The organism is Rhizobium sp. TBD182, assembly GCF_001950375.1.
GTDB lineage: Bacteria > Pseudomonadota > Alphaproteobacteria > Rhizobiales > Rhizobiaceae > Agrobacterium > Agrobacterium tumefaciens.
This window is the reverse complement of record NZ_BDLN01000001.1, coordinates 164,350-189,670: the sequence shown is the minus strand read 5'-3', so window position 1 is coordinate 189,670 and position 25,321 is coordinate 164,350. Positions and strand designations below refer to the sequence as shown.

At 59.1% G+C, this 25,321-nt stretch carries 25 protein-coding genes and 1 pseudogene; 14 read left to right on the top strand and 12 right to left on the bottom strand.

Translation table 11 applies throughout. The annotated features are described in order from the left end of the window. Window positions 1-2: 2 nt before the first annotated feature. The 6 genes from T18_RS01030 (at window position 3) to T18_RS01005 (ending at window position 7,424) form a co-directional block, all read left to right on the top strand. A complete protein-coding gene (locus T18_RS01030) occupies window positions 3-794 on the top strand; it encodes a competence/damage-inducible protein A (protein WP_013636292.1) in 792 nt (263 codons plus the stop codon). A gap of 86 nt (window positions 795-880) precedes the next feature. Beyond that, window positions 881-1,726, top strand: a complete 846-nt coding sequence (locus tag T18_RS01025; RefSeq protein ID WP_003515639.1) for a universal stress protein — start codon at window positions 881-883, stop codon at window positions 1,724-1,726. A gap of 113 nt (window positions 1,727-1,839) precedes the next feature. Further along, a complete protein-coding gene (gpt, locus tag T18_RS01020) occupies window positions 1,840-2,337 on the top strand; it encodes a xanthine phosphoribosyltransferase (protein WP_003515641.1) in 498 nt (165 codons plus the stop codon). 22 nt (window positions 2,338-2,359) lie between these two features. Continuing rightward, window positions 2,360-2,632, top strand: coding sequence for a hypothetical protein (locus T18_RS26930; protein ID WP_158319036.1), 273 nt, complete (start codon window positions 2,360-2,362; stop codon window positions 2,630-2,632). A 382-nt stretch (window positions 2,633-3,014) separates the two neighbouring features. Continuing rightward, window positions 3,015-6,833, top strand: coding sequence for a vitamin B12-dependent ribonucleotide reductase (locus T18_RS01010; RefSeq protein ID WP_013636294.1), 3,819 nt, complete (start codon window positions 3,015-3,017; stop codon window positions 6,831-6,833). 213 nt (window positions 6,834-7,046) lie between these two features. Continuing rightward, window positions 7,047-7,424, top strand: coding sequence for a PH domain-containing protein (locus T18_RS01005; protein ID WP_038491248.1), 378 nt, complete (start codon window positions 7,047-7,049; stop codon window positions 7,422-7,424). 44 nt (window positions 7,425-7,468) lie between these two features. Here the strand turns inward: T18_RS01005 and T18_RS01000 are convergent. Continuing rightward, window positions 7,469-8,795: pseudogene (locus T18_RS01000) on the bottom strand (Nramp family divalent metal transporter). Window positions 8,796-9,110: 315 nt separating this feature from the next. On the opposite strand from T18_RS01000, the gene T18_RS00995 reads away from it, so the two are divergent. Then, on the top strand, window positions 9,111-9,476 hold the full coding sequence (locus tag T18_RS00995) for a VOC family protein (RefSeq protein ID WP_038491251.1): 366 nt from the start codon (window positions 9,111-9,113) through the stop codon (window positions 9,474-9,476). Between the two features lie 134 nt (window positions 9,477-9,610). Next, window positions 9,611-9,835, top strand: coding sequence for a hypothetical protein (locus tag T18_RS00990; RefSeq protein WP_038491254.1), 225 nt, complete (start codon window positions 9,611-9,613; stop codon window positions 9,833-9,835). A 22-nt stretch (window positions 9,836-9,857) separates the two neighbouring features. Here the strand turns inward: T18_RS00990 and T18_RS00985 are convergent, their stop codons facing one another. After that, window positions 9,858-11,591, bottom strand: coding sequence for an ABC transporter ATP-binding protein (locus T18_RS00985; RefSeq protein WP_038491257.1), 1,734 nt, complete (start codon window positions 11,589-11,591; stop codon window positions 9,858-9,860). 229 nt (window positions 11,592-11,820) lie between these two features. Between T18_RS00985 and T18_RS00980 the strand changes: the two genes are divergently transcribed. Then, a complete protein-coding gene (locus tag T18_RS00980) occupies window positions 11,821-13,059 on the top strand; it encodes an AI-2E family transporter (RefSeq protein WP_038491260.1) in 1,239 nt (412 codons plus the stop codon). 154 nt (window positions 13,060-13,213) lie between these two features. Here T18_RS00980 and T18_RS00975 read toward each other — a convergent pair whose 3' ends face one another. After that, the gene (locus T18_RS00975) at window positions 13,214-13,669 is read right to left on the bottom strand and encodes a GNAT family N-acetyltransferase (protein ID WP_025593662.1); all 456 of its coding nucleotides are present in this window, start codon (window positions 13,667-13,669) and stop codon (window positions 13,214-13,216) included. Between the two features lie 107 nt (window positions 13,670-13,776). On the opposite strand from T18_RS00975, the gene T18_RS00970 reads away from it, so the two are divergent. Continuing rightward, on the top strand, window positions 13,777-14,211 hold the full coding sequence (locus tag T18_RS00970; protein WP_003515657.1) for a hypothetical protein: 435 nt from the start codon (window positions 13,777-13,779) through the stop codon (window positions 14,209-14,211). A gap of 3 nt (window positions 14,212-14,214) precedes the next feature. Here the strand turns inward: T18_RS00970 and T18_RS00965 are convergent, their stop codons facing one another. The 3 genes from T18_RS00965 to T18_RS00955 all read right to left on the bottom strand — a co-directional run bounded on the left by T18_RS00965 (window position 14,215) and on the right by T18_RS00955 (window position 16,671). Then, on the bottom strand, window positions 14,215-15,369 hold the full coding sequence (locus T18_RS00965; RefSeq protein ID WP_038491264.1) for a DUF2336 domain-containing protein: 1,155 nt from the start codon (window positions 15,367-15,369) through the stop codon (window positions 14,215-14,217). Window positions 15,370-15,478: 109 nt separating this feature from the next. Beyond that, window positions 15,479-16,090 carry a flavin reductase family protein gene (locus T18_RS00960; RefSeq protein ID WP_038491267.1) on the bottom strand — a complete coding sequence of 204 codons (612 nt, stop codon included), beginning with the start codon at window positions 16,088-16,090 and terminating at the stop codon, window positions 15,479-15,481. Continuing rightward, window positions 16,090-16,671, bottom strand: coding sequence for a nitroreductase (locus T18_RS00955; protein ID WP_038491270.1), 582 nt, complete (start codon window positions 16,669-16,671; stop codon window positions 16,090-16,092). Before T18_RS00955 ends, T18_RS00960 begins: the two co-directional genes overlap by 1 nt. Before the next feature lie 110 nt (window positions 16,672-16,781). Here T18_RS00955 and T18_RS00950 point away from each other — a divergent pair, with 110 nt between their 5' ends. Next, window positions 16,782-17,762, top strand: coding sequence for a hypothetical protein (locus tag T18_RS00950; protein WP_003515664.1), 981 nt, complete (start codon window positions 16,782-16,784; stop codon window positions 17,760-17,762). Window positions 17,763-17,819: 57 nt separating this feature from the next. Here T18_RS00950 and thrS read toward each other — a convergent pair whose 3' ends face one another. The 4 genes from thrS to T18_RS00930 form a co-directional block, all read right to left on the bottom strand. Continuing rightward, window positions 17,820-19,823, bottom strand: coding sequence for a threonine--tRNA ligase (thrS, locus tag T18_RS00945; RefSeq protein ID WP_038491273.1), 2,004 nt, complete (start codon window positions 19,821-19,823; stop codon window positions 17,820-17,822). 132 nt (window positions 19,824-19,955) lie between these two features. Continuing rightward, window positions 19,956-20,477, bottom strand: a complete 522-nt coding sequence (locus tag T18_RS00940) for a DUF1697 domain-containing protein (RefSeq protein ID WP_038491276.1) — start codon at window positions 20,475-20,477, stop codon at window positions 19,956-19,958. Continuing rightward, on the bottom strand, window positions 20,474-20,833 hold the full coding sequence (yidD, locus tag T18_RS00935; protein WP_013636304.1) for a membrane protein insertion efficiency factor YidD: 360 nt from the start codon (window positions 20,831-20,833) through the stop codon (window positions 20,474-20,476). Before yidD ends, T18_RS00940 begins: the two co-directional genes overlap by 4 nt. A gap of 3 nt (window positions 20,834-20,836) precedes the next feature. Further along, complete coding sequence (locus tag T18_RS00930; RefSeq protein WP_025593674.1) at window positions 20,837-21,283, bottom strand: iron-sulfur cluster assembly scaffold protein; 447 nt, start codon at window positions 21,281-21,283, stop codon at window positions 20,837-20,839. A gap of 283 nt (window positions 21,284-21,566) precedes the next feature. On the opposite strand from T18_RS00930, the gene folE reads away from it, so the two are divergent. From folE to T18_RS00915, 3 genes are all read left to right on the top strand, one after another. After that, window positions 21,567-22,193, top strand: a complete 627-nt coding sequence (folE, locus tag T18_RS00925; protein ID WP_003515674.1) for a GTP cyclohydrolase I FolE — start codon at window positions 21,567-21,569, stop codon at window positions 22,191-22,193. Between the two features lie 27 nt (window positions 22,194-22,220). Further along, the gene (gene hisI, locus T18_RS00920) at window positions 22,221-22,673 is read left to right on the top strand and encodes a phosphoribosyl-AMP cyclohydrolase (protein ID WP_038491280.1); all 453 of its coding nucleotides are present in this window, start codon (window positions 22,221-22,223) and stop codon (window positions 22,671-22,673) included. A gap of 98 nt (window positions 22,674-22,771) precedes the next feature. After that, window positions 22,772-23,698 carry a patatin-like phospholipase family protein gene (locus T18_RS00915; RefSeq protein ID WP_038491283.1) on the top strand — a complete coding sequence of 309 codons (927 nt, stop codon included), beginning with the start codon at window positions 22,772-22,774 and terminating at the stop codon, window positions 23,696-23,698. Between the two features lie 136 nt (window positions 23,699-23,834). Here T18_RS00915 and T18_RS00910 read toward each other — a convergent pair whose 3' ends face one another. Together T18_RS00910 and T18_RS00905 are read right to left on the bottom strand one after the other, a co-directional pair. Then, window positions 23,835-24,269 carry a CBS domain-containing protein gene (locus T18_RS00910; protein WP_003515681.1) on the bottom strand — a complete coding sequence of 145 codons (435 nt, stop codon included), beginning with the start codon at window positions 24,267-24,269 and terminating at the stop codon, window positions 23,835-23,837. Window positions 24,270-24,423: 154 nt separating this feature from the next. Beyond that, a complete protein-coding gene (locus T18_RS00905; protein ID WP_038491286.1) occupies window positions 24,424-25,197 on the bottom strand; it encodes a rhomboid family intramembrane serine protease in 774 nt (257 codons plus the stop codon). Window positions 25,198-25,321 lie beyond the last annotated feature (124 nt).

The window sequence follows — 25,321 nt, the reverse complement described above, 5'->3', positions numbered from 1 at the left end:
CCATGTCCAATCCCTCACCCACCCCATCCGTCGTGACCGCCGCCATGCTCGCCATCGGCGACGAATTGCTGTCGGGACGCACCAAGGACAAGAATATCGGGCACCTCGCGGATGTGCTCACCATGTCCGGAATAGACCTGAAGGAAGTGCGCATCGTCGCCGACGAGGAGCACGCAATCGTCGAGGCGCTGAATGCGCTGCGCGCCCGCTATGATTATGTCTTCACCTCCGGCGGCATCGGCCCGACCCATGACGACATCACCGCTGATGCGGTATCCGTGGCTTTCGGCCTGCCCTGCGAGCACGATGCCGAGGCTTTGCGGATATTGGGTGACATGTACCGTGTGCGCGAGATGGAATTCACCGAAGCGCGCAAGCGCATGGCCCGCATGCCAAGGGGGGCAAGCCACATCGCCAATCCCGTCTCGGTCGCCCCCGGCTTCGTCATCGGCAACGTCCACGTCATGGCCGGCGTTCCGCAGGTGTTTCAGGCCATGCTGGACAATGTCATGCCAACGCTGCGCACCGGCGCGAAAGTTATGTCGCAGTCGGTGCGCTCTCCCTATGGCGAAGGTGACATCGGCACGCCGCTGACCGCAATCCAGAAAGCGCACCCGGAAACCAGCATCGGCTCCTACCCGAAATATGACGGACAACGCTTTTCGACGGAGATCGTCGTGCGCGCCCGTGATGCCACCGTCCTGAAAGCGGCGGCGGATGCAGTGGCGACGATGATCGAAACCATTGGTCAGGAAAAAACACTGTCGGCCAGCAAGGGCGATGCAACCGCCTGAGACGAAGCGGATTGACCAAAATCAAGGTGGCACCCGGCAAAGGCAGCCACTCTCCCAAAAACGACGCGTCACCGAGGAGCTAAAAAATGGGTTACAAAACGATACTGGCAGTGATCGACAATGTGGAGAACACGCAAAAGCTCGGCGATTTCGTGGTAAGTCTTGCCAACCAGTTTTCCTCGCATGTGATTGGCCTGCACATGGAAACGCTGGCCGCCGTTCCGCTCGTCGCGCCGATGGAAATTCCCGACCCCGCTACCGTTCAGGTGCTTCAGGACGTGGCGCACAAGGAAACCACGGATGTTGGAAACCTCTTCGAACACACGCTGTCTGCCAATGGCATCTCGCATGAGTGGCGAAGCTTTGTAACCTCGGTGGGTTACGCCTCGTCATCGGCAATCGATAGCGCGCGCTGCGCCGATCTCATCGTCGCCCGCCAGAGCAACTCCTCCGCACTCTCCGACAGCCGCTCGGATATAGACGGCTTTCTCCATGAAAGCGGCCGCCCTGTTCTTCTCGTTCCGCATGTGCTGACGGTTGCCAAACCGGTCAAGCGTGTACTGATCGCCTGGAACGGCTCCCGCGAGGCAACACGCGCCACCTTCGATGCCCTGCCCTTCCTGATTGCAGCCGAGAGCGTCGAGATCTTCTCCGTCGATCAGGCCGAGAGCGAAACGCAATCGTCTGGACTTGCCGGAACCGAACTGGCCGCAACACTCGCCCGCCACGGCGTCAACGTCACGGTAACCTCGCAGGAAAAAATCGCCGGCATCTCGCCGCAGGCGGCCATCGAAAACCGGCTGTCAGACCACAGCATCGACCTTCTGGTCATGGGCGCCTACGGCCATTCCCGCTGGTGGGAACTGCTGTTCGGCGGCGTGACGCGCACGCTGCTCGATTCCATGACGGCGATGACGCTTTTGTCGCGTTAAACACCGGTAGCCGTGGATGAAGCCGCACGAGCCTGCGCGCAATGCTTGCCTTTTTGCAGGTCTTGCGGCTATTAGCCAAAGCCATCGACAATTTTGACCAGATGGTAGACGACATGTCCCTTCCCGATAAAGCCTTTCCCGTAACCTGGGATCAGTTTCACCGCGACGCCCGCGCGCTTGCGTGGCGTCTTGCCGGCCTTGGCCGGGAGTTCCGGGCGATCGTCTGTATCACCCGCGGCGGTCTCGTGCCGGCAGCGATCATTTCCCGCGAGCTGAACATCCGCCTGATCGATACGGTCTGCATCGCCACCCGCCACGATTACGTCAACCAGGGCGACACGGTTCTCCTGAAGGGCGTGGCGCCGGAACTGATGTCCGACGGCGGCGAAGGCGTGCTCGTCGTTGACGATCTGACCGACACCGGCAAGACCGCACTGGAAGTGCGCGAAATGTTGCCGAAGGCGCATTTTGCCTGCGTTTACGCCAAGCCGAAGGGCGTGCCGACCATTGACACCTTTGTCACCGAGGTCAGCCAGGACACCTGGATTTATTTTCCCTGGGACATGGGCTTCACCTATCAGGAACCGATCGCCAAGGGATCGCGCGGCTGATCGCCTGTCGCAACCCAAAACCATGCCTGAAAAGCCGTCCCTTCGGGGCGGTTTTTTTGTGTGGAAATGCTTTTTTGGTAACGGCAAAAAAACACGGAAAAACCGCAGTGTCGCCTTTATGCCGCACCCCGGAAATGCGGGGTTTTCGCTTTCCGCTGCGGAAACCTGCCTCGCGCAAGCTTCAAAATCTCACGCCAAGTCACTGATTTTTTTGAACGCTTTTGCTATCCCCGTTTTCCACAGGCACTGCACACAATATCTTGTGGTTAAAAAACGGTTTCAATCTATGGCTTGACGAATCTATGCCGCAGGAGGAAAGTGACAGTTATGTTGCGGCGGCAACGGACCGGAAAGTAACGAGGCCGGTTCCTTTCAATCTCAGTTCGCAAGTCCAGAAGGGGCGTCCCGACCATCAGGGGGCGGTTCGCCGGTGGATTTTGCGTGCCTTGCGGATACCGCCAAAAACATGACGCGGGGACTGGCGGCAGGAAGCTGTTGATACTATATTTAGTACTCACATGACTCTTGCAGCCGAATAAGCCACGAGATACAGGGATCACATCCAAGGATGAACATCCCTTACAGATCGGCAAAAACCGGCTGCGCGCATAGTTCGCACGGCTGGAACGAATTTTTGCGCCCTTTGCCGGGCGCCCAATGGACGAGGACACGAAACCATGCGCATCGAACGCCGCTTCACGAAGCCCGGCCAATCGTCTTATGCGGAAATCGAATTCCGCAAGGCCGTCAGTGAAATCAAGAACCCGGACGGTTCCATCGTGTTCCGTCTGGCGGATATCGACGTTCCCGCGCAGTTCAGCCAGGTCGCGACCGACGTTCTGGCGCAGAAATACTTCCGCAAGGCCGGCGTGCCGAAGGTGCTTAAGAAGGTTGAGGAAAACGATGTTCCTTCCTTCCTGTGGCGTTCGGTTGCCGATGAGAAGGCCATGAAGGACCTCCCCGAGGGTGAGCGTTATGGCTCCGAAACCGATGCGCGTCAGGTTTTCGACCGCCTGGCCGGCACCTGGACCTACTGGGGCTGGAAGGGCAAATATTTCTCCACCGAGGAAGACGCACTCGCCTTCCGCGACGAGCTTGCCTATATGCTGGCGACCCAGCGTGTAGCCCCCAACAGCCCGCAATGGTTCAACACCGGCCTGCACTGGGCCTATGGCATCGACGGCCCGGGCCAGGGCCACTTCTACGTCGACCCCTTCACCGGCAAGCTGACCAAGTCCAAGTCCTCTTACGAACATCCGCAGCCGCATGCCTGCTTCATCCAGTCTGTCGAAGACGATCTGGTCAACGAAGGCGGCATCATGGACCTGTGGGTGCGTGAAGCGCGCCTGTTCAAATACGGTTCCGGCACCGGCTCCAACTTCTCCTACCTGCGCGGCGAAGGCGAAAAGCTTTCCGGCGGCGGCAAGTCCTCCGGCCTGATGAGCTTCCTCAAGATCGGCGACCGCGCAGCCGGCGCAATCAAGTCCGGCGGCACCACCCGCCGTGCGGCCAAGATGGTCGTCGTTGATGCCGACCATCCCGATATCGAAGCCTATATCGACTGGAAGGTGAACGAGGAGCAGAAGGTTGCCGCTCTCGTCACTGGTTCCAAGATCGTTGCCAAGCATCTCAAGGCAATCATGAAGGCCTGCGTCAATTGCGAGGCAGATAACGGCGATTGCTTCGACCCGGCCAAGAACCCTGCCCTGAAGCGCGAAATCCGCGCTGCCAAGAAGGACATGGTGCCGGAAAACTACGTCAAGCGCGTCATCCAGTTCGCGCAGCAGGGTTACAAGGACATCCAGTTCAAGACCTACGACACGGATTGGGATTCCGAAGCCTACCTCACGGTTTCAGGCCAGAATTCCAACAACTCCGTATCGCTGAAGGATGACTTCCTGCGCGCTGTTGAAAACGACGGTGACTGGAACCTGACCGCCCGCAAGGACGGCAAGGTCATGAAGACGCTGAAGGCCCGCGACCTCTGGGAAAAGATCTCCCACGCCGCCTGGGCATCGGCCGACCCCGGCCTGCACTTCAACACCACCATGAACGACTGGCACACCTCGCCGGCCGAAGGCCCGATCCGTGCTTCCAACCCGTGCTCGGAATATATGTTCCTCGACGACACGGCCTGCAACCTTGCTTCGCTGAACCTGCTTCAGTTCAAGGATCAGGCAACGAAGCGCATCGACATCGCCGATTACGAACATGCGGTTCGCCTGTGGACCGTCGTTCTCGAAGTCTCGGTCATGATGGCGCAGTTCCCTTCGCGCCAGATTGCCGAACGCTCCTACGAATACCGCACGCTCGGCCTCGGTTATGCCAATATCGGCGGCCTGCTGATGTCGTCGGGCATTCCCTATGACAGCGACGAAGGCCGCGCCATCGCCGGTGCGTTGACCGCCATCATGACCGGCGTTTCCTATGCCACCTCGGCTGAAATGGCTGGCGAGCTTGGCCCCTTCCCGGGCTTTGCGCCGAACCGCGACAACATGCTGCGCGTCATCCGCAACCACCGCCGCGCCGCCCATGGCCTTTCCTACGGTTATGAAGGCCTGTCGGTGAACCCGGTTGCCCTCATCCATTCCGATTGCACGGATCAGGACCTTGTCGCCCACGCCACGGCTGCCTGGGACAAGGCGCTGGAGCTTGGCGAAAAGCACGGCTACCGCAACGCCCAGACCACCGTCATCGCGCCGACAGGTACGATCGGTCTCGTGATGGATTGCGACACGACCGGCATCGAGCCGGACTTCGCGCTGGTGAAATTCAAGAAGCTCGCCGGCGGCGGCTACTTCAAGATCATCAACCGCGCCGTGCCGGAATCCCTGCGTTCGCTCGGTTATTCGGAAAGCCAGATCGCCGAAATCGAAGCCTATGCCGTTGGCCACGGCAATCTCAACCAGGCACCTGCCATCAATCCCTCGTCGCTGAAGGCCAAGGGCTTCACCGATGAGAAGATCGAAGCCGTCAACGGCGCGCTGAAAAGCGCCTTCGACATCAAGTTCGTCTTCAACCAGTGGACGCTGGGCGCCGATTTCCTCAAGGGCACGCTCAAGGTTTCCGACGAGCAGTTGTCCGACATGAGCTTCAACCTGCTGGAGCACCTCGGCTTCAGCAAAAAGGACATCGAAGCGGCCAACGTGCACGTCTGCGGTGCGATGACACTGGAAGGCGCACCGTTCCTCAAGAACGAGCACTTGGCCGTATTCGATTGCGCCAACCCCTGCGGCAAGATCGGCAAGCGTTATCTCTCGGTCGAATCGCATATCCGCATGATGGCGGCAGCACAGCCGTTCATTTCGGGTGCGATCTCCAAGACGATCAACATGCCGAATGATGCAACCGTGGAAGATTGCGGCGCGGCCTACATGCTGTCCTGGAAGCTGGCGCTCAAGGCCAACGCCCTTTACCGCGATGGCTCCAAGCTTTCCCAGCCGCTCAACGCTTCGCTGGTGGAAGATGAGGACGACGAAGACTTCGTTGAAGAACTGATCCAGCAGCCGCTCGCCCAGCAGGCCGTGACGATCACCGAAAAGATCGTCGAGCGCGTCATCGAGCGGGTATCGCGCGAGCGTGAAAAGCTGCCGAACCGCCGTCAGGGTTACACCCAGAAGGCAACGGTCGGCGGTCACAAGGTCTATCTGCGCACCGGCGAATTCGGTGACGGCCGCATCGGCGAAATCTTCATCGACATGCACAAGGAAGGCGCTGCCTTCCGTGCGATGATGAATAACTTCGCCATCGCCATTTCGCTTGGCCTGCAATATGGCGTGCCGCTGGAAGAATATGTGGAGGCCTTCACCTTCACCAAGTTCGAGCCGGCCGGCATGGTGCAGGGCAACGACGCGATCAAGAACGCCACGTCGATCCTCGACTACGTGTTCCGCGAACTCGCCGTATCCTATCTCGGCCGCCACGACCTCGCCCATGTCGATACCTCTGACTTCTCCAATACCGCACTCGGCAAGGGTATCCAGGAAGGCAAGACCAATCTGCTCTCCACCGGCTGGACACGCGGTTACAAGCCGACGCTGGTTTCCAACAACGAAGGCGAACGTGCTGCTTCCGAACCCAAGGGCTCGGCAACGGCAGCCCCCGCCCGCGCCTCGGCCAACGTCACTTCCTTTGCAGGCTCAGCCGCCCGCAAGCTGGAACCGACAGTCGCGATCTCAACCTCGGAAATCGTCTCCTTCAAGCGCGATTATGAAGAACGCGCCAAGGAACTGGCGGAAGAGATTGCCGAAGAGGTAATCGACGACGTGGTTCAGGAAGCCAAGCAGACCGCCACCGCCCTCTTCTCCGACAAGGCCGCCGCCGACGCGGCATCGGCCAAGGCGGAAGCCAAGAAGAAGGAAAACGAACGCCGCATGCGCTCGATCGCGCAAGGCTATACCGGCAACATGTGCTCGGAATGCCAGAACTTCACGATGGTGCGCAACGGCACTTGTGAGAAGTGCGATACTTGTGGTGCGACGAGCGGTTGCAGCTGAGCCAACGGCTTTGATAGCATAAAATCTAATTTTTCCAGGCGCTCAGGCGCCTGGAAATTGATGACGAGAACAAAAAGTGAATATCGCAGTATTCATTTGGTGGCATGCCCGTCGATCCTTCTTCAGACATGTCCAACTCGGCAAACGATGCTTTGTTATTGAACCCAACTTCCGACGTATTGGTTATCGCGAGATATTAGAGGTAGAAAGCAAGTGGGTTTATTCGATGGAATTTTGGGTCATGGTACAACCGTGGACCCGAGAGAACTTGAAAAACGTCTAAGCGGTGTCCTTATTGACGGTGAGCAACCACAACTCGCTTTCAAGCTAATTCGCGATTTTTTCGTTTTCACTCAGCATCGCGTCATGCTTGTCGATATCCAAGGTATTACGGGCAGCAAAGTCGACTATATGTCCATTCCGTACAAAGCTGTCACTCGCTTCTCCGTCGAGACAGCAGGAACATTCGACTTGGATGCGGAACTTAAAATCTGGGTATCTGGTTCGAGCCAGCCGATTACAAAGACCCTCAAGAAGGGAACAGATGTTCGAGGTATTCAGCGAGCGCTTGCAACAGGTATACTTCGGTAGTCTAAGCTCAGGCCGCACTTCAAAAACGCGCGGCCTGACGCGCCTTACCCCACAAAATCAAACAGCAGCTTCACATTCAGCGCTGCAATTACCACCGCGATAAGCCATGCAAACGCCGAGAGCCATCGCGGGGCGCTCAGTTCGCCCATCTTGGCGCGGTCGGCGGTGAACATGACTAGCGGGAAGACGGCGAAAGAAAGTTGCAGGCTTAAGACCACCTGCGTCAGTATCAGCAGGTTGAGACGTGCCGCTTTCGCCGAAGGCGATGGTGACGCCGGCGGCGGGGATGATGGCGATGCCTCGGGTGATGAGGCGGCGCAGCCACGGGGCAAGCCGCATCTTGAGGAAGCCTTCCATCACGATCTGGCCCGCAAGCGTTGCCGTGACGGTGGAGTTGATGCCACAGCACAAAAGCGCCACCCCGAACAGCGTCGGCGCAATCGCAAGGCCAAGCAGCGGCGCGAGCAGACTATGCGCTTCACCCAGTTCGGCAACATTCGTCTGACCCGTTTTGTTGAAGGTCGCCGCTGCGAGGATGAGGATCGCGGCATTGATGACGAGAGCAAACGTCAGGGCGATGGTTGAATCGAGTGTCGCGAATTTGAGCGCCTCGCGTTTTTCGGCCAGCGTCTCGCCGATGGCGCGCGTCTGCACGATCCCTGAATGCAGATAGAGATTATGCGGCATCACCGTCGCGCCCAGAATGCCAAGCGCCAGATAGAGCATCTCGGGGTTGGTGACGATCTCCGTCGTCGGCGCAAAACCACGAATCACCTGGCTCCAGTCGGGATCGGCCAGCGCCAGCTGAATGGCGAAACACACCGCGATGACGCCGAGAAGCGTGATGACAAGCGCTTCCACCCAGCGGAAGCCAAGCCTTTGCAGATAAAGGATCAGGAACACGTCAAGCGCCGTGATGAGGACGCCGAGTTCGAGCGGAATGCCGAAAATCAGGTTGAGACCGATCGCTGTACCGATGACCTCGGCGATATCAGTCGCGATGATTGCGATTTCGGCCAGCAGCCACAGCACCATCGCCACCGGTTTCGGATAGGCATCGCGACAGGCCTGCGCCAGATCGCGCCCGGAAGCAATCGCCAGACGGGCACAGAGCGCCTGTAGAACGACGGCCATGATGTTCGATATCAACGCCACCGTCAGCAGCGTGTAGCCAAACTTGGAACCGCCGGCGAGCGACGTTGCCCAGTTGCCGGGGTCCATGTAACCGACCGCGACGAGATATCCGGGTCCGAAGAACGCCATCGCCCGGCGAAACGTACCGGCATTCGGGCTTATCTTGATCGAGCTGTGAACGTCGGACAGCGAGAGATCGTCGCCATTCCGCCGCCATCCAAAGACAGGCTTGTCCATATCGTGAACTCTCAAATGGGAAATTGAGTTTATGCAATTGCAAATCATTCGCATAAAGGATGCGAACTGGCAAGCGGGCTTTTGTGGCTGTGTGCCTCTGCGGCAAATTGGCGACAGCTGATCGGAAAGCGGAAATGTGGTGCATAACGCCATCGAGCCGGGACACCGTTCAAAACCGTGGATACCTCAACGAAAGCGACTGACTTTCGCGCCGCGCCATGGCCTTATTGGCTCCGCCATCGACACATGGGCTGTCGTGATATGCACACAGACGCCCGATAGGCTTTCAGCAAATGTTTCAGGAGGATTTGCCGCGTGAATCTCATTGCCCACGTCGAAATTCCGGTGACCGATCTTGAAAGAGCGATCCGTTTCTACAGCGCAGTTTTCGATCTGAACTTCGCAGAGGTTGTCACGATCCATGACAACGAAATGGCCTTTTTCCCCTTCGAGGAAGGAAAGGATGGGGCCAGCGGCGCGCTTGCCCAGGGCGATGCTTACGTTCCCACGCAGGACGGGATGATCATTTATCTGAGTGTCCCGGACATTGACGATGTCCTCGCCAAAGCTGTTGCCAATGGCAGTGAACTTCTGTTTCCAAAAACTCCGGTCAATGAAAATCTCTTTGTCGCCGAAATCTCCGATAGCGAGGGAAATCGCATCGCGGTTCAATCTGCCTGATCAAGACAGTCCCTTTGCGGCCGGTCAGGCAGCAGGCTTCACGGCCTTGTCATCGCCCCTGCCCCGCCTTTCAGGAACAGCCGCGCGCATGCCGGCGTTGATCTTTCACGAAGCAACGATATTCGGGGAAGTTGATGCGAGACGGCAATAAATTCAGCGTGGCGAACCAGCCTTACCGGTGGCCGAAATATATCATGGCGCAGCGAAGGCCGCGCGACTGGCTGATGACCATCAGCGGCGTGGTGCTGCTCGTCATCGTCGCCGCCGCTGTCGCCATGGGTTATCTCGTCACCAGTCATCCCGGCAAGCCAGAGCCGAATACCGGCATCATCGAGGAAAACGCAGCGAAGAACGGCTGATATGCGGCGCGAGATGCGCCGCTTAACTCAGACCCTGAAGATGCCCGCTGAACTGCGCCTCATGCAGGCGGCTATAATGGCCCTTGGCGGCCAGAAGCTCGGCATGGGCGCCCGTTTCCGCAATACCCGTCTGGTCCACCACAACGATGCGTGACGCATCGCGGATCGTTGCCAGCCGGTGGGCGATGACGAGCGTTGTGCGGCCCTTGGCAAGCTCCGTCAGCGATTGCTGGATGGCCCGCTCGGTTTCGGTATCCAGCGCCGAGGTCGCCTCGTCGAGAATAAGGATAGGCGGGTTCTTGAGGAACATGCGGGCAATGGCAAGGCGCTGTTTCTGTCCACCGGAAAGTTTCACGCCACGCTCACCGATGATGGTGTCGAGCCCCATCGGCATCGCTTCGATGACGCCATCGAGCCGGGCACGCCGCGCCGCATCCATGATTTCGACATCGGAAGCGCCGAGCCGGCCATATTCGATATTCTCGCGGATCGTGCCGCCAAACAGGAACACATCCTGCTGCACGATTCCGATCTGGTTGCGCAGCGAGGCAAGCTTCATCTTGCGGATATCGATGCCGTCAATGGTTATCGAACCGCTGGTGACATCATAAAAGCGCGGCAGCAGGGAGCAAAGCGTCGTTTTGCCCGCCCCCGAAGGCCCGACGAAGGCCACCGTCTCGCCCGCATTGATCTTCAGGTCGATATTGTCGAGAACCTGCTTGCCCTCGGCATAACCGAAACCGACATGGCGATATTCAATGGCGCCGGAAAGCGCCGGTGCTTCGATCGCATCCGGTGCGTCGGTGATATCCGGCGCCGTGTCCAGAAGCTCGGTAAAGCGGCGAAAACCGGCAATGCCCTTCGGATAGGTCTCGATGACCGAGTTGATCTTTTCCACCGGGCGGAAAAACACGCCGACCAGAAGCAGGAAGCCAACGAAGCCGCCTTCCGTCAGGCCGCCATGCAGCACGAACCAGGCGCCGCAGATCATCACGATCATCTGCGTCAGCCGCATGCTCATGTAGCTGAGCGAAGTGCTGGCCGCCATGATCTTGTAGGCATCCAGCTTCGTGCGGCGGTATTTCTGGTTGTCCTTCTCAAACAGCGCGCGTTCGTGGTCCTCATTGGCAAAAGCCTGCACCACCCGCATGCCACCGACATTTTCCTCGATACGGGCGTTGAAATCGCCTACCCGACCATAGAGCGCGCGAAAGTTCTGCGTCATTCGGCCACCGTAACGGCTCGTCACCCAGGCGGTGACAGGCACGACGGCGGCGGTGACGAGCGCCAGCGGCACATTGACCGACAGCATCAGCAGGAATGCGCCGATGAAGGTCATGATGGCGATGAACAGATCCTCGGGGCCGTGATGGGCCACCTCGCCGATCTCTTCCAGATCCTTCGTCAGCCGCCCGACCAGATGGCCGGTCTTCTGGTTGTCGAAATAGCGGAAGGAGAGCTTCTGCAGGTGGTCGAAAGCCAGCCGCCGCATGTCGGTCTCGATATTTATCCCGAGCATATGTCCCCAATAGGTGACTGTCGCCATCAGACCCGTATTCAGGACATAGATGACGAGCAGCCCGACCGATGCGGCGAGGATGATGCCCCATTCGCCACCCGGCAACAGCACGTCCACAAAGGCCTTCACCGCCATCGGAAAGCCGAGTTCGAGCACGCCCGACAGAACCGCGCAGGAAAAATCGAGAATGAACAGACCGCGATAGGGACGGTAATAGGCGAAGAAACGGCGCAGCATGGCGTGACCTGAAGAGCGGGCGCGGCAAGCGGAGGCCGCAATAAAAACGGAGTTCAATTGTCATATTTCAATGCGCGCGCCAAGACCGATGTTCTATTTTTACCAAAATCGTTCAATAGGCTGAGCGATAAACACACAACGGTAATGTGATCCGGCTATATTGCACTTATATGTATTGGTGTGACAGAGTGAATGCACCCTTCGGGGAGAATGCGAGAAAGAGCCTGCCGTGAGTAATATTGACAGCCGTAAGCCCAGTGGCGAACCGAGATGGCTTGGTCCTGCAAGCCCGACGCGGATCGCCCTGATCCCGCCAATATCGGCTGCGCGCTGGCTGCTAGTTCTCGTCGCCCTTGCGGGCATCTACTTCTTCCACGGCTTTCTCGTTCCGGTTCTGGCGGCCCTTGTCATCGGCTTCGCCAGCTGGCCGGTCTACACGCGGCTTCTGCGGCAGGTGGGCGGCAACACCACGCTCGGCGCCTCCATCGCCATCATCCTCATCCTCACCTTCCTCGTGGTGCCGATTTTCATCGCCGCCTCCTATACGGCCAGCGAAATACGCGAATGGTTCGGCTGGGCGGTGCATGTCAACAAGGTGGGCGCACCCGTGCCAGACTGGATCGCGGCGCTCCCCGGCGTAGGCTCCTGGCTCGGCGAGCAATGGGTGAAATATATCGGCACACCGGGTGCGATCGGCGAAGTGATCCAGCTCGTCAGCGGTGCCAATATCGGCAATATCTACCGGGCGATCCTCGCCGCGGGCAACGGCGCGTTCCACCTTGTGCTGACCCTGCTGTTCATGTTGATCGCGCTGTTCTTTGTCTATCGCAACGGTGCCGGCTTCTCCCATCAGGTCGATCTTGTGGGAGAACGCATCCTGCCGACGCGGTGGGAGCGCATTTCCCGCGTCGTGCCAGCCACCATCAGCTCCACCGTCACCGGCATGACATTGATCGCCATCGGCGAAGGCATAATCCTCGGCATCGCCTACTGGATTGCCGGCGTCCCCTCGCCCGTCACACTCGGCGTGCTCACCGGTGTCATGGCGCTCATCCCGGGCGGCGCGCCGCTCTCTTTCACTCTCGTATCGATCTATCTGGTCGCCAGCGGCTCTCCCGCTTATGGCCTGGGGCTATTCATCTGGGGTTCGGTAGAGCTTTTCATCGTCGACAAGACCATCCGTCCGAAACTCGTCGGCGGCCCGATCAAGCTGCCTTTCCTGCCGACCTTTTTCGGCCTCGTCGGCGGCGTCAAGACCATGGGCTTCCTCGGCCTCTTCATCGGCCCGGTGCTGATGGCGCTGCTGGTGGCAATCTGGCGGGAATGGGTGCGTGAAGTAGAAATCTCCGCTGGCGCCACCGTCGACGTTCCGCCGACCCCTACAGCTGAAAATGACCCAATCGACGACATCGTTGCGCGTGAAGAGGATAGCAACGAAGCGACGGCGTTCCGAAAAGCGGCGTCTTAAACCTCGTATTCGTCATGCTCGGGCCTGTCCCTGGCATCTGCAACCCAACGATGTTACCAGACGTCGGCAGATCCCCGGCACGAGGCCGAGGATGACATCGCCAAGGGCGGCATAGGGTGTTCTGCAAAGCGCGCCGATAGCGCCCGCCTCGCCTTTAAAGCGTCTTCTCCATGAACAGGCTGAGCGGGTCCGGCTTATAGGGCGCAAACGCCTCAATCTCGACAAACCCCGCCTTGCGGTAAAGACCGATCGCCTCCGGCTGGCTGATGCCGGTTTCAAGCCGGATGGCGGTAAGCCCGAGCTCGGCGCCGCGCGCAATGAGCGTATCCATGATCAGCTTGCCGATCCGCAATCCCCTCGCCTCCGGATCGACGAACATGCGCTTGACCTCCGCCGTACCGTCACCCGCCTCCACCAGCGCGCCGCAGCCAACGACACGGCCATCATGCCGCGCCACGAAAAAGGAGACATTGTCCTTTTCCAGCTGGCCGATATCGACCAGATGATTGCTTTCGGCGGGATAAAGCGACGCCATATAGACGTTAGACAGATCGATAAGGCGCAGAACCGCTTCCTGCCGGGGTGTTTCAAGCTTGATTTCGGGGGCCAATGCGATGCCTGCTTTCTCTCAAAAAAATGCGTATTTCGTCGTAATGTCACTGCAATCGGGATAGATGAGTTTCTAGAGCATAATTCCCGACAGAGGCAACACACACCATGAAAACAGCCCTCGTTCTCATGACCTTCCTAGGCTGTGACGACACCGCCACCGATTGCCATTACCTCGCCACCTCGCAGCAGCGCTGGACGAGCATCGAACTATGCGACGCCGTGTCGGAGAAAGAGCTGGAACGTTTCGCAAATGCGTCCTACCCGGTCGTGGTGGCCGTGTGCCAGACACCGGGCGAGCAGACGCCCCAGACTGCGGGCAACGCGCCCGCAACGCAGCCTCCCGCCGCCACGGCCCCGGCCGGAACAGAGGAGCCACCGGCACAGGTCACGCAAAAGGAAGAAGAGAGCCTGACAAAACAGGCGATCAGCCGCGTCAGCCGCATCCTGCCTTCCACTGAAGGCGTGAAGCACCTGCTCGGAACGCCGGTCAGAATGGTGGAGAACAGCTATTCGTGGATTGCCAAGCGGTTCGAGAAGTAAGCCTCAGGCCGCCTCTACCGTCAGCGCTTCCGCATAGTGCCGCGCTTTCTGCCGTTCCTCGGCAATGGTTAGTTTACGCACGGCGTGCAAGAGTTCGAAAAGCGTTTCGGAACCATCGACGTTGCGGAAATGCGCAAGCAGTTCTGCCGATACAGAGGCTGCGGCCTGCGACAGATGCGATCGGGCGGCACGGCGCCACATCAGCGTCGCCTCAATGAAGACATCAACGACATCGCCCAAAAGACCGACGGACTGGAACAGCGCCTTCAGCGCGTGCGGCCGTCCGGTCGCCAGAATGGCGCGCACCTTGCGGTCGTCGAGACCTGAGAGATTGACCATCGCCGCCGTGAAAAACTCCAGCCTGCCCGAACAGACGGCATGGATGAGAAGCGCCGGTGTCAGTTCCAGCCTTTGCCGCAGATGCTCCACCAGCGCCGGCAACTCCGGCGACGAAACATTGGCAGCGATGAGGATGGTGGCGGAATCTTCCGCTTCGCGGAAAATACTGTCGGCGCGGTTGCGCGCGATCAGGGCATGAACAAGCGCCGAACCTGCCAGGGCCTCGCTGACGCGCGCCATCAGAAGATGGCGGGTATCGGCGGGCAGCACCTCTCGGCACAGCAGCAGGTCGCGAATGTCGGCGTTGCAGCCATGCCGCTCGGCAATGCGGCGCAGCGAAAACGGTGTGATGAAGGCGTCGTCGTTCTCTAGAAGGATCATCGTTTCCGGCAGATCACCGACTTCGGCAAGTGCTGCGCAGACACCGCCCGGCAGGCCCCGCCTTGCCGCAATGAAGGCGCGTGTTAGGCTTTCACCGCGCCCGGCGAGATCGACCAGATCGGCCTCGCCAAGAACCGGCGAGCGGGCAATCACGGTGCAGGCAATCTCCGGCTGGTCTTCGGCAAGCGAAACGAGAATGGCGCGCGGCGCATCGGGATCATCCGCCAGCGCCTCGGCAAGTGCCAGCCGCACGCGCGGAGATGGGTCGTCAAGAAGATAGGTCATCGCCATATAGGCGGCGTCACGGTTCTCCCGCGCCATGTCTGAATGCAGATAGGCACGGCCAAGCGCATTGGCGGCCTTCGCCCGCTCGGTCGATCCAGCCTTTTCAGACCAGCGAAGAAATGCCTGTACGATCACCTGAGCCTCGAAACACATTCGCAACAATGGACGACGGCATCATTGCCGCCGCCATGTATAAAACTCTAGGCGCAAATAGTTTACGTTTGGTTCACCATAAAATTTAACAGTTGCCGGCGAAGAAGTTCTACGGCGCACTAGACGGACGCTTCAACTGAAACACGTCGCTGCCGCCGTCGCAGTAGTCCATGTAACCCATACGGGCCACCGGACGTGCCAGTCCCATATCGATGCGACCATCACGAATGATCGCATCGTCGATGTGAATCGCCATGACCTGCCCGATCACCATCCACGAGTCCGCCGGCGTGCCGTCGATGTCCTTCAGCTGGATGATCTCAGTCACGCGGCATTCCAGAACGGCCAGCGCCTCCCCCACGAAAGGCGCATCCACCACCCGCCCGTCAACGGCAGTCAGACCGGCAAGCCGGAACTCGTCGACATCATAGTTCACCGGCGCAGAAGACGCGTTCATCGGGTCGACGAGGTGGCGGCTGACGAGGTTGGCGGTGAAGACACCGGTCTCCTCGACATTGCGAAGGCTGTCCTTGCGCCCGCTGGAGGAAAACATCACCAGCTTCGGCCGGTCCGAAATCGCGTTGAAAAACGAATAGGGCGACAGGTTGAAAGAGCCGTCCCGGCCTTTAGAGCCAATCCAGCCGATCGGCCGGGGCGCGACGATAGCCTTGAACGGATCATGCGGCAGGCCGTGCTGGTTGGTGTCGGTGGTATAGAACATCAGACGTCCCCAACCCAGGTTACCACATCCGCAAGCTCCGGCCGTGGCCGCTCCACAAGCGGGAATGTCGTTGAGCCGATGTGAATATACCCGGCGACCTTCTCGTCTGCGGCAATCCCCAGTTCCGACAGGAAGGCCGGGTCGAAGGCAAGCCATTCCGTCAGCCAGTTCGCCGCATAACCATTGGCGTTGGCGGCGAAGATGAGATTGAGGCACACCGCACCGGCGGACATGACCTGTTCCCATTCCGGAATCTTGAAATGCGGCTTGGCGGTGCTGATGACGGCGATGACGACGGGAGCGCGCGTGAAGCGGGTGCGCTCCGCGTCCTGCTGCTGCAGGTCCAGTTCCGGGTTCTTCTCAAGCGCGATCCGGAGCGCTTCTTCTCCCAGACGCACGCGGTCGTCGCCGCGATAAACGATGAAGCGCCACGGCGCCAGTTTGCCATGGTCAGGCACGCGCACGGCAAGGCGCAGGATTTCCTCGATTTCCGCTTTCGATGGACCCGGCTCGGCAAGTTGCAGGGCGGGGGTGGAGCGGCGAACCTTGAGATAGTCGAGGAGCTTGATGTCACTTGTCATGATCAAAATTCTTCCATTGTGCTGTCATCGCGAAATTATGGGCCTTGAAATAGCCACGGCATTGGTTTTGAAGTGATGCGGGAAAATCAAGAAGTCAATCGGTATCGAAAATGTCGGCAATCAAAATCGCGGCACGTCTGGCCATTGCGTTCGCCGCGATCGGCGTTTTATCACAGGCAGCCTTTTCGCAAGACGCTTTCAAGGACTTCAAGCAGCTTGGCGGCACGCCTAAAATGCCGAAACTCAATGCTTTCACCGCTCCTACCGCCCCGAATGCCCCCGCAAGCACCGCCCGTGATATCGACATGGAAGCGAAACTGACGAGTGAAGGCGAAGCGGTGAAGGAAGGCCTTTCCTGGCGCGTCTTCAGCCCCATTCCGGGCGCTGACGGCAAGTTGCCGATGCTGGCAAGCTCCGAGGGTGGTTCGGCGCAGTTCCATCTGGTACCCGGCGAATATTTCGTCAACGTTGCCTTCGGGCGCGCAGGTGTTACCAAGAAACTCAATGTTCCGAGCTCCGGTAATGTCCAGAAACAGGTGCTGATTCTCGATGCTGGCGGTTTCGTTCTGAATGCGATCGCGGGTTCCGACAAACAGATCTCCGCTAACCAGCTCAAATTTTCCGTCTATTCCTCCGACGCCCGACCGGATGGCGAGCGCGGCCTTGTCATGGCCGACATCAAGCCCAACACCGTCGTTCGCCTCAATGCCGGCACCTATCATGTCGTTTCCGAATACGGCAACGTCAATGCGGTGGTGCGCGCCGATATTCAGGTGGAGGCAGGCAAGCTGACCGAAGCGACCCTGCAGCATCAGGCGGCACAGATCACGCTCAAACTCGTCTCCGAACAGGGCGGCGAAGCCATTGCCGATACGGCCTGGTCGGTGCTGAACGGCGGCGGCGACGTTGTGAACGAAAGCGTCAGCGCATTTTCGACCATGGTTCTGGCGGAAGGCGAATATACCGCCATGGCACGCAACAAGGACAAGGTCTACCAGCGCAACTTCAAGGTCACGTCCGGCCGGGACGCCGATGTGGAAGTGCTGATGAAGGATCAGGCGCCGGAAGACATGACCGGCGATTTCGAATAGGCCGCACTTCCCTCAGCCAGTAACGAAAACGGCCCCCGAAGGGGCCGTTGTTTTTTGTCACGCAACCTGCTTCTTCGCCGCAAGCTTGCGCTTCACATCCGGCGGCGTCGCCTCTTCCACGAGGCTTGTAATCGCATCTTCGAGCGACATCGGCGTCTGGTTCTGGGAACCGAGACGGCGGATGTTGACAGTGCGCTCTTCCGCTTCCTTTCGACCGCAGACGATGATGACCGGCACCTTGGTCACCGAGTGCTCGCGGACCTTGTAGTTGATCTTCTCGTTGCGGAAGTCGGTTTCGACAGCCATACCCGCCTCGCGCAGTGCTTCGGCAACCTCGCGGCCATAATCGTCCGCATCCGAGGTGATCGTCGCGACCACGACCTGAAGCGGCGCGAACCACAACGGCATGTGACCGGCAAAGTTCTCGATCAGGATACCAAGGAAGCGCTCCATCGAGCCGCAGATGGCGCGATGGATCATCACCGGCTGCGTCTTTTCGGAGTTCTGATCGATATAGAAGGCGCCGAAACGTTCCGGCAGGTTGAAGTCCACCTGAGTCGTGCCGCACTGCCATTCACGACCGATGGCATCCTTCAGCGTATATTCGAACTTTGGCCCGTAGAAAGCGCCCTCGCCCGGCAGAATGCCGGTCTTGATGCGGCCGCCGGACTGTTCCTCGATGGTCTTCAGAACCTCCATCATGACGCTTTCGGCACGGTCCCAGAGATCGTCGGAACCGACGCGCTTTTCCGGACGGGTCGAAAGCTTGACGACGATCTCGCTGAAACCGAAATCCTCATAGACCGAGAGGATCAGGTCGTTGATGCGCAGGCATTCCGCCGCCATCTGCTCTTCCGTGCAGAAGACATGCGCATCGTCCTGCGTGAAGCCGCGAACGCGCATCAGGCCATGCAGTGCACCTGAAGCCTCGTAGCGATGGACATTACCAAATTCAGCAAGGCGAACGGGCATTTCGCGGTAAGACTTCAAGCCATGCTTGAAGATCTGCACGTGGCCGGGGCAATTCATCGGCTTCAAGGCAAAGACGCGCTGGTCCGCATCCTCGTCATCGGGATGGGTAAAGGCATGGGCGGATTTCACCGCGAACATGTTTTCCTGATACCAACCCCAGTGACCGGAGGTTTCCCACAACGACTTGTCCAGCACCTGCGGCGCGTTGACTTCCTGATAGGTATTGGCAAGTCGACGGCGCATATAGGCCGTCAGCGTCTGGAACATGCGCCAGCCCTTGCCGTGCCAGAAGACCACGCCCGGACCTTCTTCCTGGAAATGGAACAGGTCCATTTCCCGGCCAAGACGGCGGTGGTCACGCTTTTCGGCTTCGGCCAGAACGTGCAGGTAATTGTCCAGCTCTTCCTGGGTCGCCCAGGCGGTGCCGTAGATGCGCGACAGCATCGCATTGTTGCTGTCACCACGCCAATAGGCGCCGGCTACCTTCATCAGCTTGAAGGCCGTACCGACCTGACCCGTGGACGCCATATGCGGGCCGCGGCAAAGATCGAACCAGTCGCCCTGATAATAGATCTTCAGGTCCTGACCTTCGGGAATGGCATCGACCAGCTCGACCTTGTAGTTTTCGCCCTTTGCGGCAAACACTTCCTTGGCCTTCTCGCGCGACCAGACTTCGCGGGTAAACGGCTTGTTGCGCTGAATGATCTCCTTCATCCGCTTTTCGATCTTCGGCAGATCTTCGGGCGTGAAAGGTTCGTTCTTGGCAAAGTCGTAATAGAAGCCGTTCTCGATGACAGGGCCGATCGTCACCTGCGTGCCGGGCCACAACTCCTGCACGGCCTCGGCCATGACGTGGGCGGCATCGTGGCGGATGAGTTCCAGCGCGCGGCTGTCCTCACGCGTGACGATTTCTATCTTGCCATCGGTGATTGCCTCGGACAAATCGCGCACGGTGCCATCAAGCGCAACGGCGACAGCCTTCTTCGCAAGCGATTTGGAGATGGATTCGGCGACCTCGCGGCCGGTCGTGCCGGCGGGATAGCTGCGTACGGACCCATCGGGAAATGTAAGGGAAACGGTTTGTGACATCGTCGAATGCTCCTGATCCAGTCCCGCCAACGAATGCGGGTGGTGTTGGAATAAAAAAGAACGCCCTCTTTCGCAGATGGGCAGGCAGGCTGATAAAGAATTTTCCGGTTCCAGTCAAAGGTGAACGGCGGCTCAGCGAAGCATTTCGGCAATTCCATTGACGGTGTTGGCGTTGCGGGTCGTGCCGATGCCGAGCTTCTTCGTGGTCAGCGCAGAGAGAAGCCGGCTTTCGCTTGGCTTGCCGCAAAAGTCGATCCACAGGTCACCGCCGACAATGGCGATCTTTTCCTTCTGGCGGTACTTCTCCAAGATTCCAAGATAATCCCCGGCAAGCGGCTTGCGCATCACCCTTACGCAGACATCCGGTGGATTGCCATCCGGAAACGGGTTTGTGGCAGTCAGGGCAAGCCAATCAGGCGCTGAGCGAACGAGAATATCGACGTGTTTGCCGAACCGTTTTTCAAAGGCGCGCTCCAGCGCCTCCTCGATTTCGCAGACAGGCGCCTCCGGTGCACGGAAGACCAGATTTCCGGTCGCAACCAGCGTCCTGCATTCCTCAAAGCCCAGCTCCTGCGCCATTTCACGCAGATCGGCCATGATGAGCCGCGTGCCCGCCCCGAGCACGATGCTGTGCAGAAGAGCGACATAGGTCATCGATGCAGCATCCAGTATCGCCAGGGCGTCCACCAGTGCTTGTCAGCGGCCAGCGTTTCCGGCACGGGGTCCAGCCCGCTGGTGCCGCCCGGACCGCAACGCGCGACACGAAACAGCGTCATCCAACCGCCCGGCCAAAGTCCGTGGCGGGCGATCGCCTCATAGCCATATTCGGAACAGGTAGGAATGTGGCGGCAGGAATTGCCGACGAAACCCGACAAAGTCAGCTGATAGAGCCGGATGAAGCCAACGCCGAAAAGACGGCCTGGGGTCTTCGCAAAGACTCCCCCCCAGTTGCGGGATCGCCCGACCTTCTCCCCTGTCTTCTGATGTCCGCAGTCCGGTTCACCGCACATCGCCTAACCCGCAGCGTTCAGAACCGGCCGGGCTTCGATCTGGTCGAGAGCATCGACCACCGCTTCGAAGGTCAGCATGGTCGAGGCGTGGCGTGCCTTGAAATCCCGGACGGGTGAAAGCACCCGCATATCCTCGAAACGGCCTGTCGGCCCCTCGCCGCCCTGTTTCAGCATGGCAAGCATGTCTTCCCGCGCCTGCCGGATCTCACCGCTGGAAGCGCCGACGACATGATGCGCCATGATCGAGGCGGATGCCTGGCCGAGCGCGCACGCGCGAACCTCATGTGAAAAAGCCGTGACGATGCCGCCTTCCACCTTCAGATAGACCTTGAGTTTGGAGCCGCACAGCCGCGAGTGTTTTTCAGCGCTGGCATCGGCATCATCAAGCACGCCGGTCAGCGGAATATTTCCGGCAAATTCCAGAATTCGGTTGTTGTAGATATCGTCCATCATCAGGTATCCGGCGTTCAAGAATGCCCAAAAACGGGACAGGATATTTTTTTCAAACACAGCGTTTGTCGCAGTGGAGCTTTCCTGCCCTTCATTCCCATTATATGCTAACGAGCTTTCTGGACATCAAGCCGATATGAAATTAACGGCTCCGATACCGAAATATCAGCATCGGCCTTGCCAAAATGCTGTAAAACAACCAGATAGCAGCAACGGTGGACGAAGTCCCCGCTACGAAAAACAAAGTTCAGGTGCGGCCTTGACCCGCATCGGGAGAGACGGAATGGATGCGATCGTGAAGAATTTCCCCGGCGCTGGCGCAAAACCCGATGTGGCAGAGGCTCGCCCAAGCCAGACGGAAGCGGAAGAAGCAGTGCGCGTTCTTCTGCGCTGGGCAGGAGAAAATCCCGCCCGCGAAGGACTCCTGGACACGCCGAAGCGCGTTGCCAAGGCCTATCGCGAACTCTTCGCCGGTTATGAGCTGAACGTCCAGGACGTTCTCGGCACGACCTTCGAGGAAGTTGGCGGTTATGACGATGTGGTGCTGGTGCGCGACATCCCCTTCTTCTCCCATTGCGAACACCACATGGTTCCGATCGTCGGCAAGGCGCATGTCGCCTATCTTCCGGCCGGGCGCGTGCTCGGCCTGTCGAAGATCGCCCGCGTCGTCGAAATCTTTGGCCGCCGCCTGCAGACACAGGAAAACATGACCGCGCAGATCGCAAGATCCATCGAGGAAACTCTGAAGCCGCGCGGCGTGGCCGTCATGATAGACGCCGAACATATGTGCATGTCCATGCGCGGCGTAAACAAGCAGGGGTCCACGACCCTCACCACCAGCTTCACCGGCACCTTCAAGAACGACCCGGCAGAGCAGGTGCGCTTCATGACCATGGTGCGGAACCGCTAACGGTTCCGCTTTTTCCCCGGGGTAGCAATGTCCATTTCGTTTCCGTCCGCGCCTGCGGACAAGGAAGTGCTTGAAAATTCAGGTCTCTTCTCACCGAAATTCGATGCCCACGGCCTTGTCACCGCCGTGGTCACCGATGCGCGTGATGGTGAATTGCTGATGGTCGCCCATATGAATGCGCAAGCCCTGTCGCTGACGCTGGAAACGGGCATCGCCCACTATTACAGCCGCTCCCGCGACAAGATCTGGAAAAAGGGCGAAACCTCCGGCAACCTGCAGACGGTGAAGGAATTCCGTACCGATTGCGATCAGGACGCCGTATGGCTGAAGGTCTCCGTCGCCGGTCATGACGCAACCTGCCATACTGGCCGCCGCTCCTGCTTCTACCGCACGGTCGAGTTGGCCGATGGCAATGCCGTCACCAGAATCACCGACGATACCCGCCATTTCGACCCGTCGACTACCTATTCTGGCACGTGAACGGCCACCTTCCATCCGCTGCACCAATTTGCTACCAATAATTCAGGATTCGGGGAGGAACAGACCGGGTCCTGGGAGCAGGCAGGGAGTGTACGGTCATGTTGGGCTGGGGAAGCAATCGTCACAATGCTCTTGCGGCTGGCAACACCGAAACAATCGTCAACGAGATCGTTGATACGCGCCGGATTGCGCTTGCGCTCGGCGGTGGTGCTGCGCGCGGCTGGGCCCATATCGGCGTCCTGAGGGCACTAGACGAAGCCGGTGTAAAAATCGGCATGATTGCCGGAACCTCGATCGGCGCGCTGGTCGGCGGTTGTTATCTCGCCGGAAAGCTCGACGAGCTGGAGGAATTTGCCCGTTCGCTGACGATGCGGCGCATTGCCGGCCTGCTCGATCTGACGATTGGCGGCGGCGGTCTCTTCGGCGGCATGCGGCTGACCAAGCGCATGCAGGAACATCTCGAAGGCTTGCGCGTCGAAAACCTCGAGCACCCTTTCATCGCCGTCGCCACGGAATTGCGCACCGGCCACGAGGTCTGGATTCACCAGGGCGACCTCGTCACCGCACTGCGCTCATCCTATGCGTTGCCCGGCATTTTCGAGCCCGTGCAATGCAACGGCCGCACCCTGATCGACGGCGCTCTCGTCAACCCCGTTCCGGTTTCGGTCTGCAGGGCCTATGAGCAGGCGCTCGTCGTCGCCGTCAATCTCAATTACGATCTGTTCGGCCGCTCTGCCGTGGTCAAACATTCCTCTTCGCCCCCGAATGGCGCAGCACCTTCCCTGGAAGGTCCGCCGCGCCCCGGCCTGCCGGGCGTCATGGTGCAGGCCTTCAATATCATTCAGGACCGGATTTCGCGCTCGCGTCTGGCGGGCGACCCGCCCGACCTCATGCTGCATCCCCGTATCAACGATATCGGCCTGTCGGAATTCCATCGCGCCAGCGAAGCCATCGACAGGGGATACGAGGAAACACGCGCCCGCGTTCCCGAGCTGGAGCGCATGCAGCAGGCGTTCCGACGCTAACGTACACTACAAATATTCGTGCTGAGCATTCCAGCTTGCGGTAGCCGCAGCCTCCTAGGCCGTCATTCCTGCGCGTGTCACAGGAATGACGTAGTCGTTTCGAAATGACTATTGCGGACGCGCCGGAAACGAAACCTCATCCGGCGATATAGGCCTTGATATGTTCGGCTTCCGCCTCGATCTCGCCGATCCGCGCCTTTACCACGTCACCGATGGAGATGATGCCGGCCAGACGACCGTCGTCCTCAACCGGAATATGTCGGAACCGCCCTCCGGTCATGATTTCCATCAACTCGTCGGTGGTGGAATTGTGATGACAGCGGATGACGTTCTTGGTCATGGCCACCGAAACGGATTGCAGAAGGGAGGCAGCGCCCTCGCCTGCCACGACCTTCACCAGATCGCGTTCCGTGAAAATACCGAGAACGACGCCGTCGGCATCGGTCACGACGAGTGCACCGATCTTGTGCGCATTCAGCGTTGCTGCCGCCTCGCCGATGCTTACGCTCGGACCCACAGTCACGACATTCCGGCCCTTGCGGTCGAGAAGATCTTTTACGAATGTTGCCATGCCTTCCTCCTCCTGTCAGCAATCTGCAACGCGGCAAAGTCTCTCCGCGGTTGCAAATCATGGAACATGGTGCGCTGAGGCCTATGCGAATGCAATCCCGGATGGGACCTGCACAAGCAAATTTGCGCCACGGCCGACAAGGAGCGTGATCGCCCTAGAGCGGCTGTTCCACACTTCCACTGGAAAGGTTCCCGCGGATCGGGCGATCAAACAGGCCGAAGAACAGGAAGCCGAGCAGAAAGCCGAAGACATGCGCATCCCAGGCGACTTCACCGCCGACATCGCCAAACAGCGGCACGCCGACCGCGATCAGGACATTGCCGAAAAGCCACATCAGCGTGAAGATCAGCACCGTCCTGTTCGAAAGCGCCGCGACAATGCTCTGCCTCGGCATCAGATGGCCGAAAGAGGCGCTGTAGCCGCCGCGTGACGGGAAAGCGAAACGGCATGCGGCTCCCATCAGCGCCGAAACGACACCAGATGCTCCGATCAGAACCGTCACATCGCCCCAGTTCAGCGCCGCGTGGCCAAAAGCTGAAACGGCGGCGGATATGCACCATAACAGTACGAAGCGAAGCGTTCCGATCCGGCGCAGAACCGGTGCGCCAAAGGCCATCAACCACAATCCGTTAAAAAGAATATGCTCGATGCCGCCGTGCAGAAAAGAATATGTCACCGGCGTCCAGAGCCATTCCAGCCCCTGCTGGGATAATGGCACCGCGTAACGCAGCGGAATGAAGCCGAAGGTGAAAATGAACCAGCCGTTGCCATCCTCCGAAAGAAGATAGGCCGGAACCACAAAGGCCAAGAGCAGCGCCGCCAATATGCCGACCAGAAGCGGCGGCAGGTTGAAGACGGGATTATGTGCGTCCTCTTTCAGTTCCTGACTTTCCGAAACCGGCGGCTGTTCGCCGTCGCCGTTGGACATGATTCCATCCCTGTTTTTGTGGAAATTTGCGTCTCCCGAGCAATATAGGAAGCCCGGGCGAAAAAAAAGCCGTCCTGCCTTTCGGGCCACGACGCAAAAACCGCAATCGGTTCAAGCGCCTGTA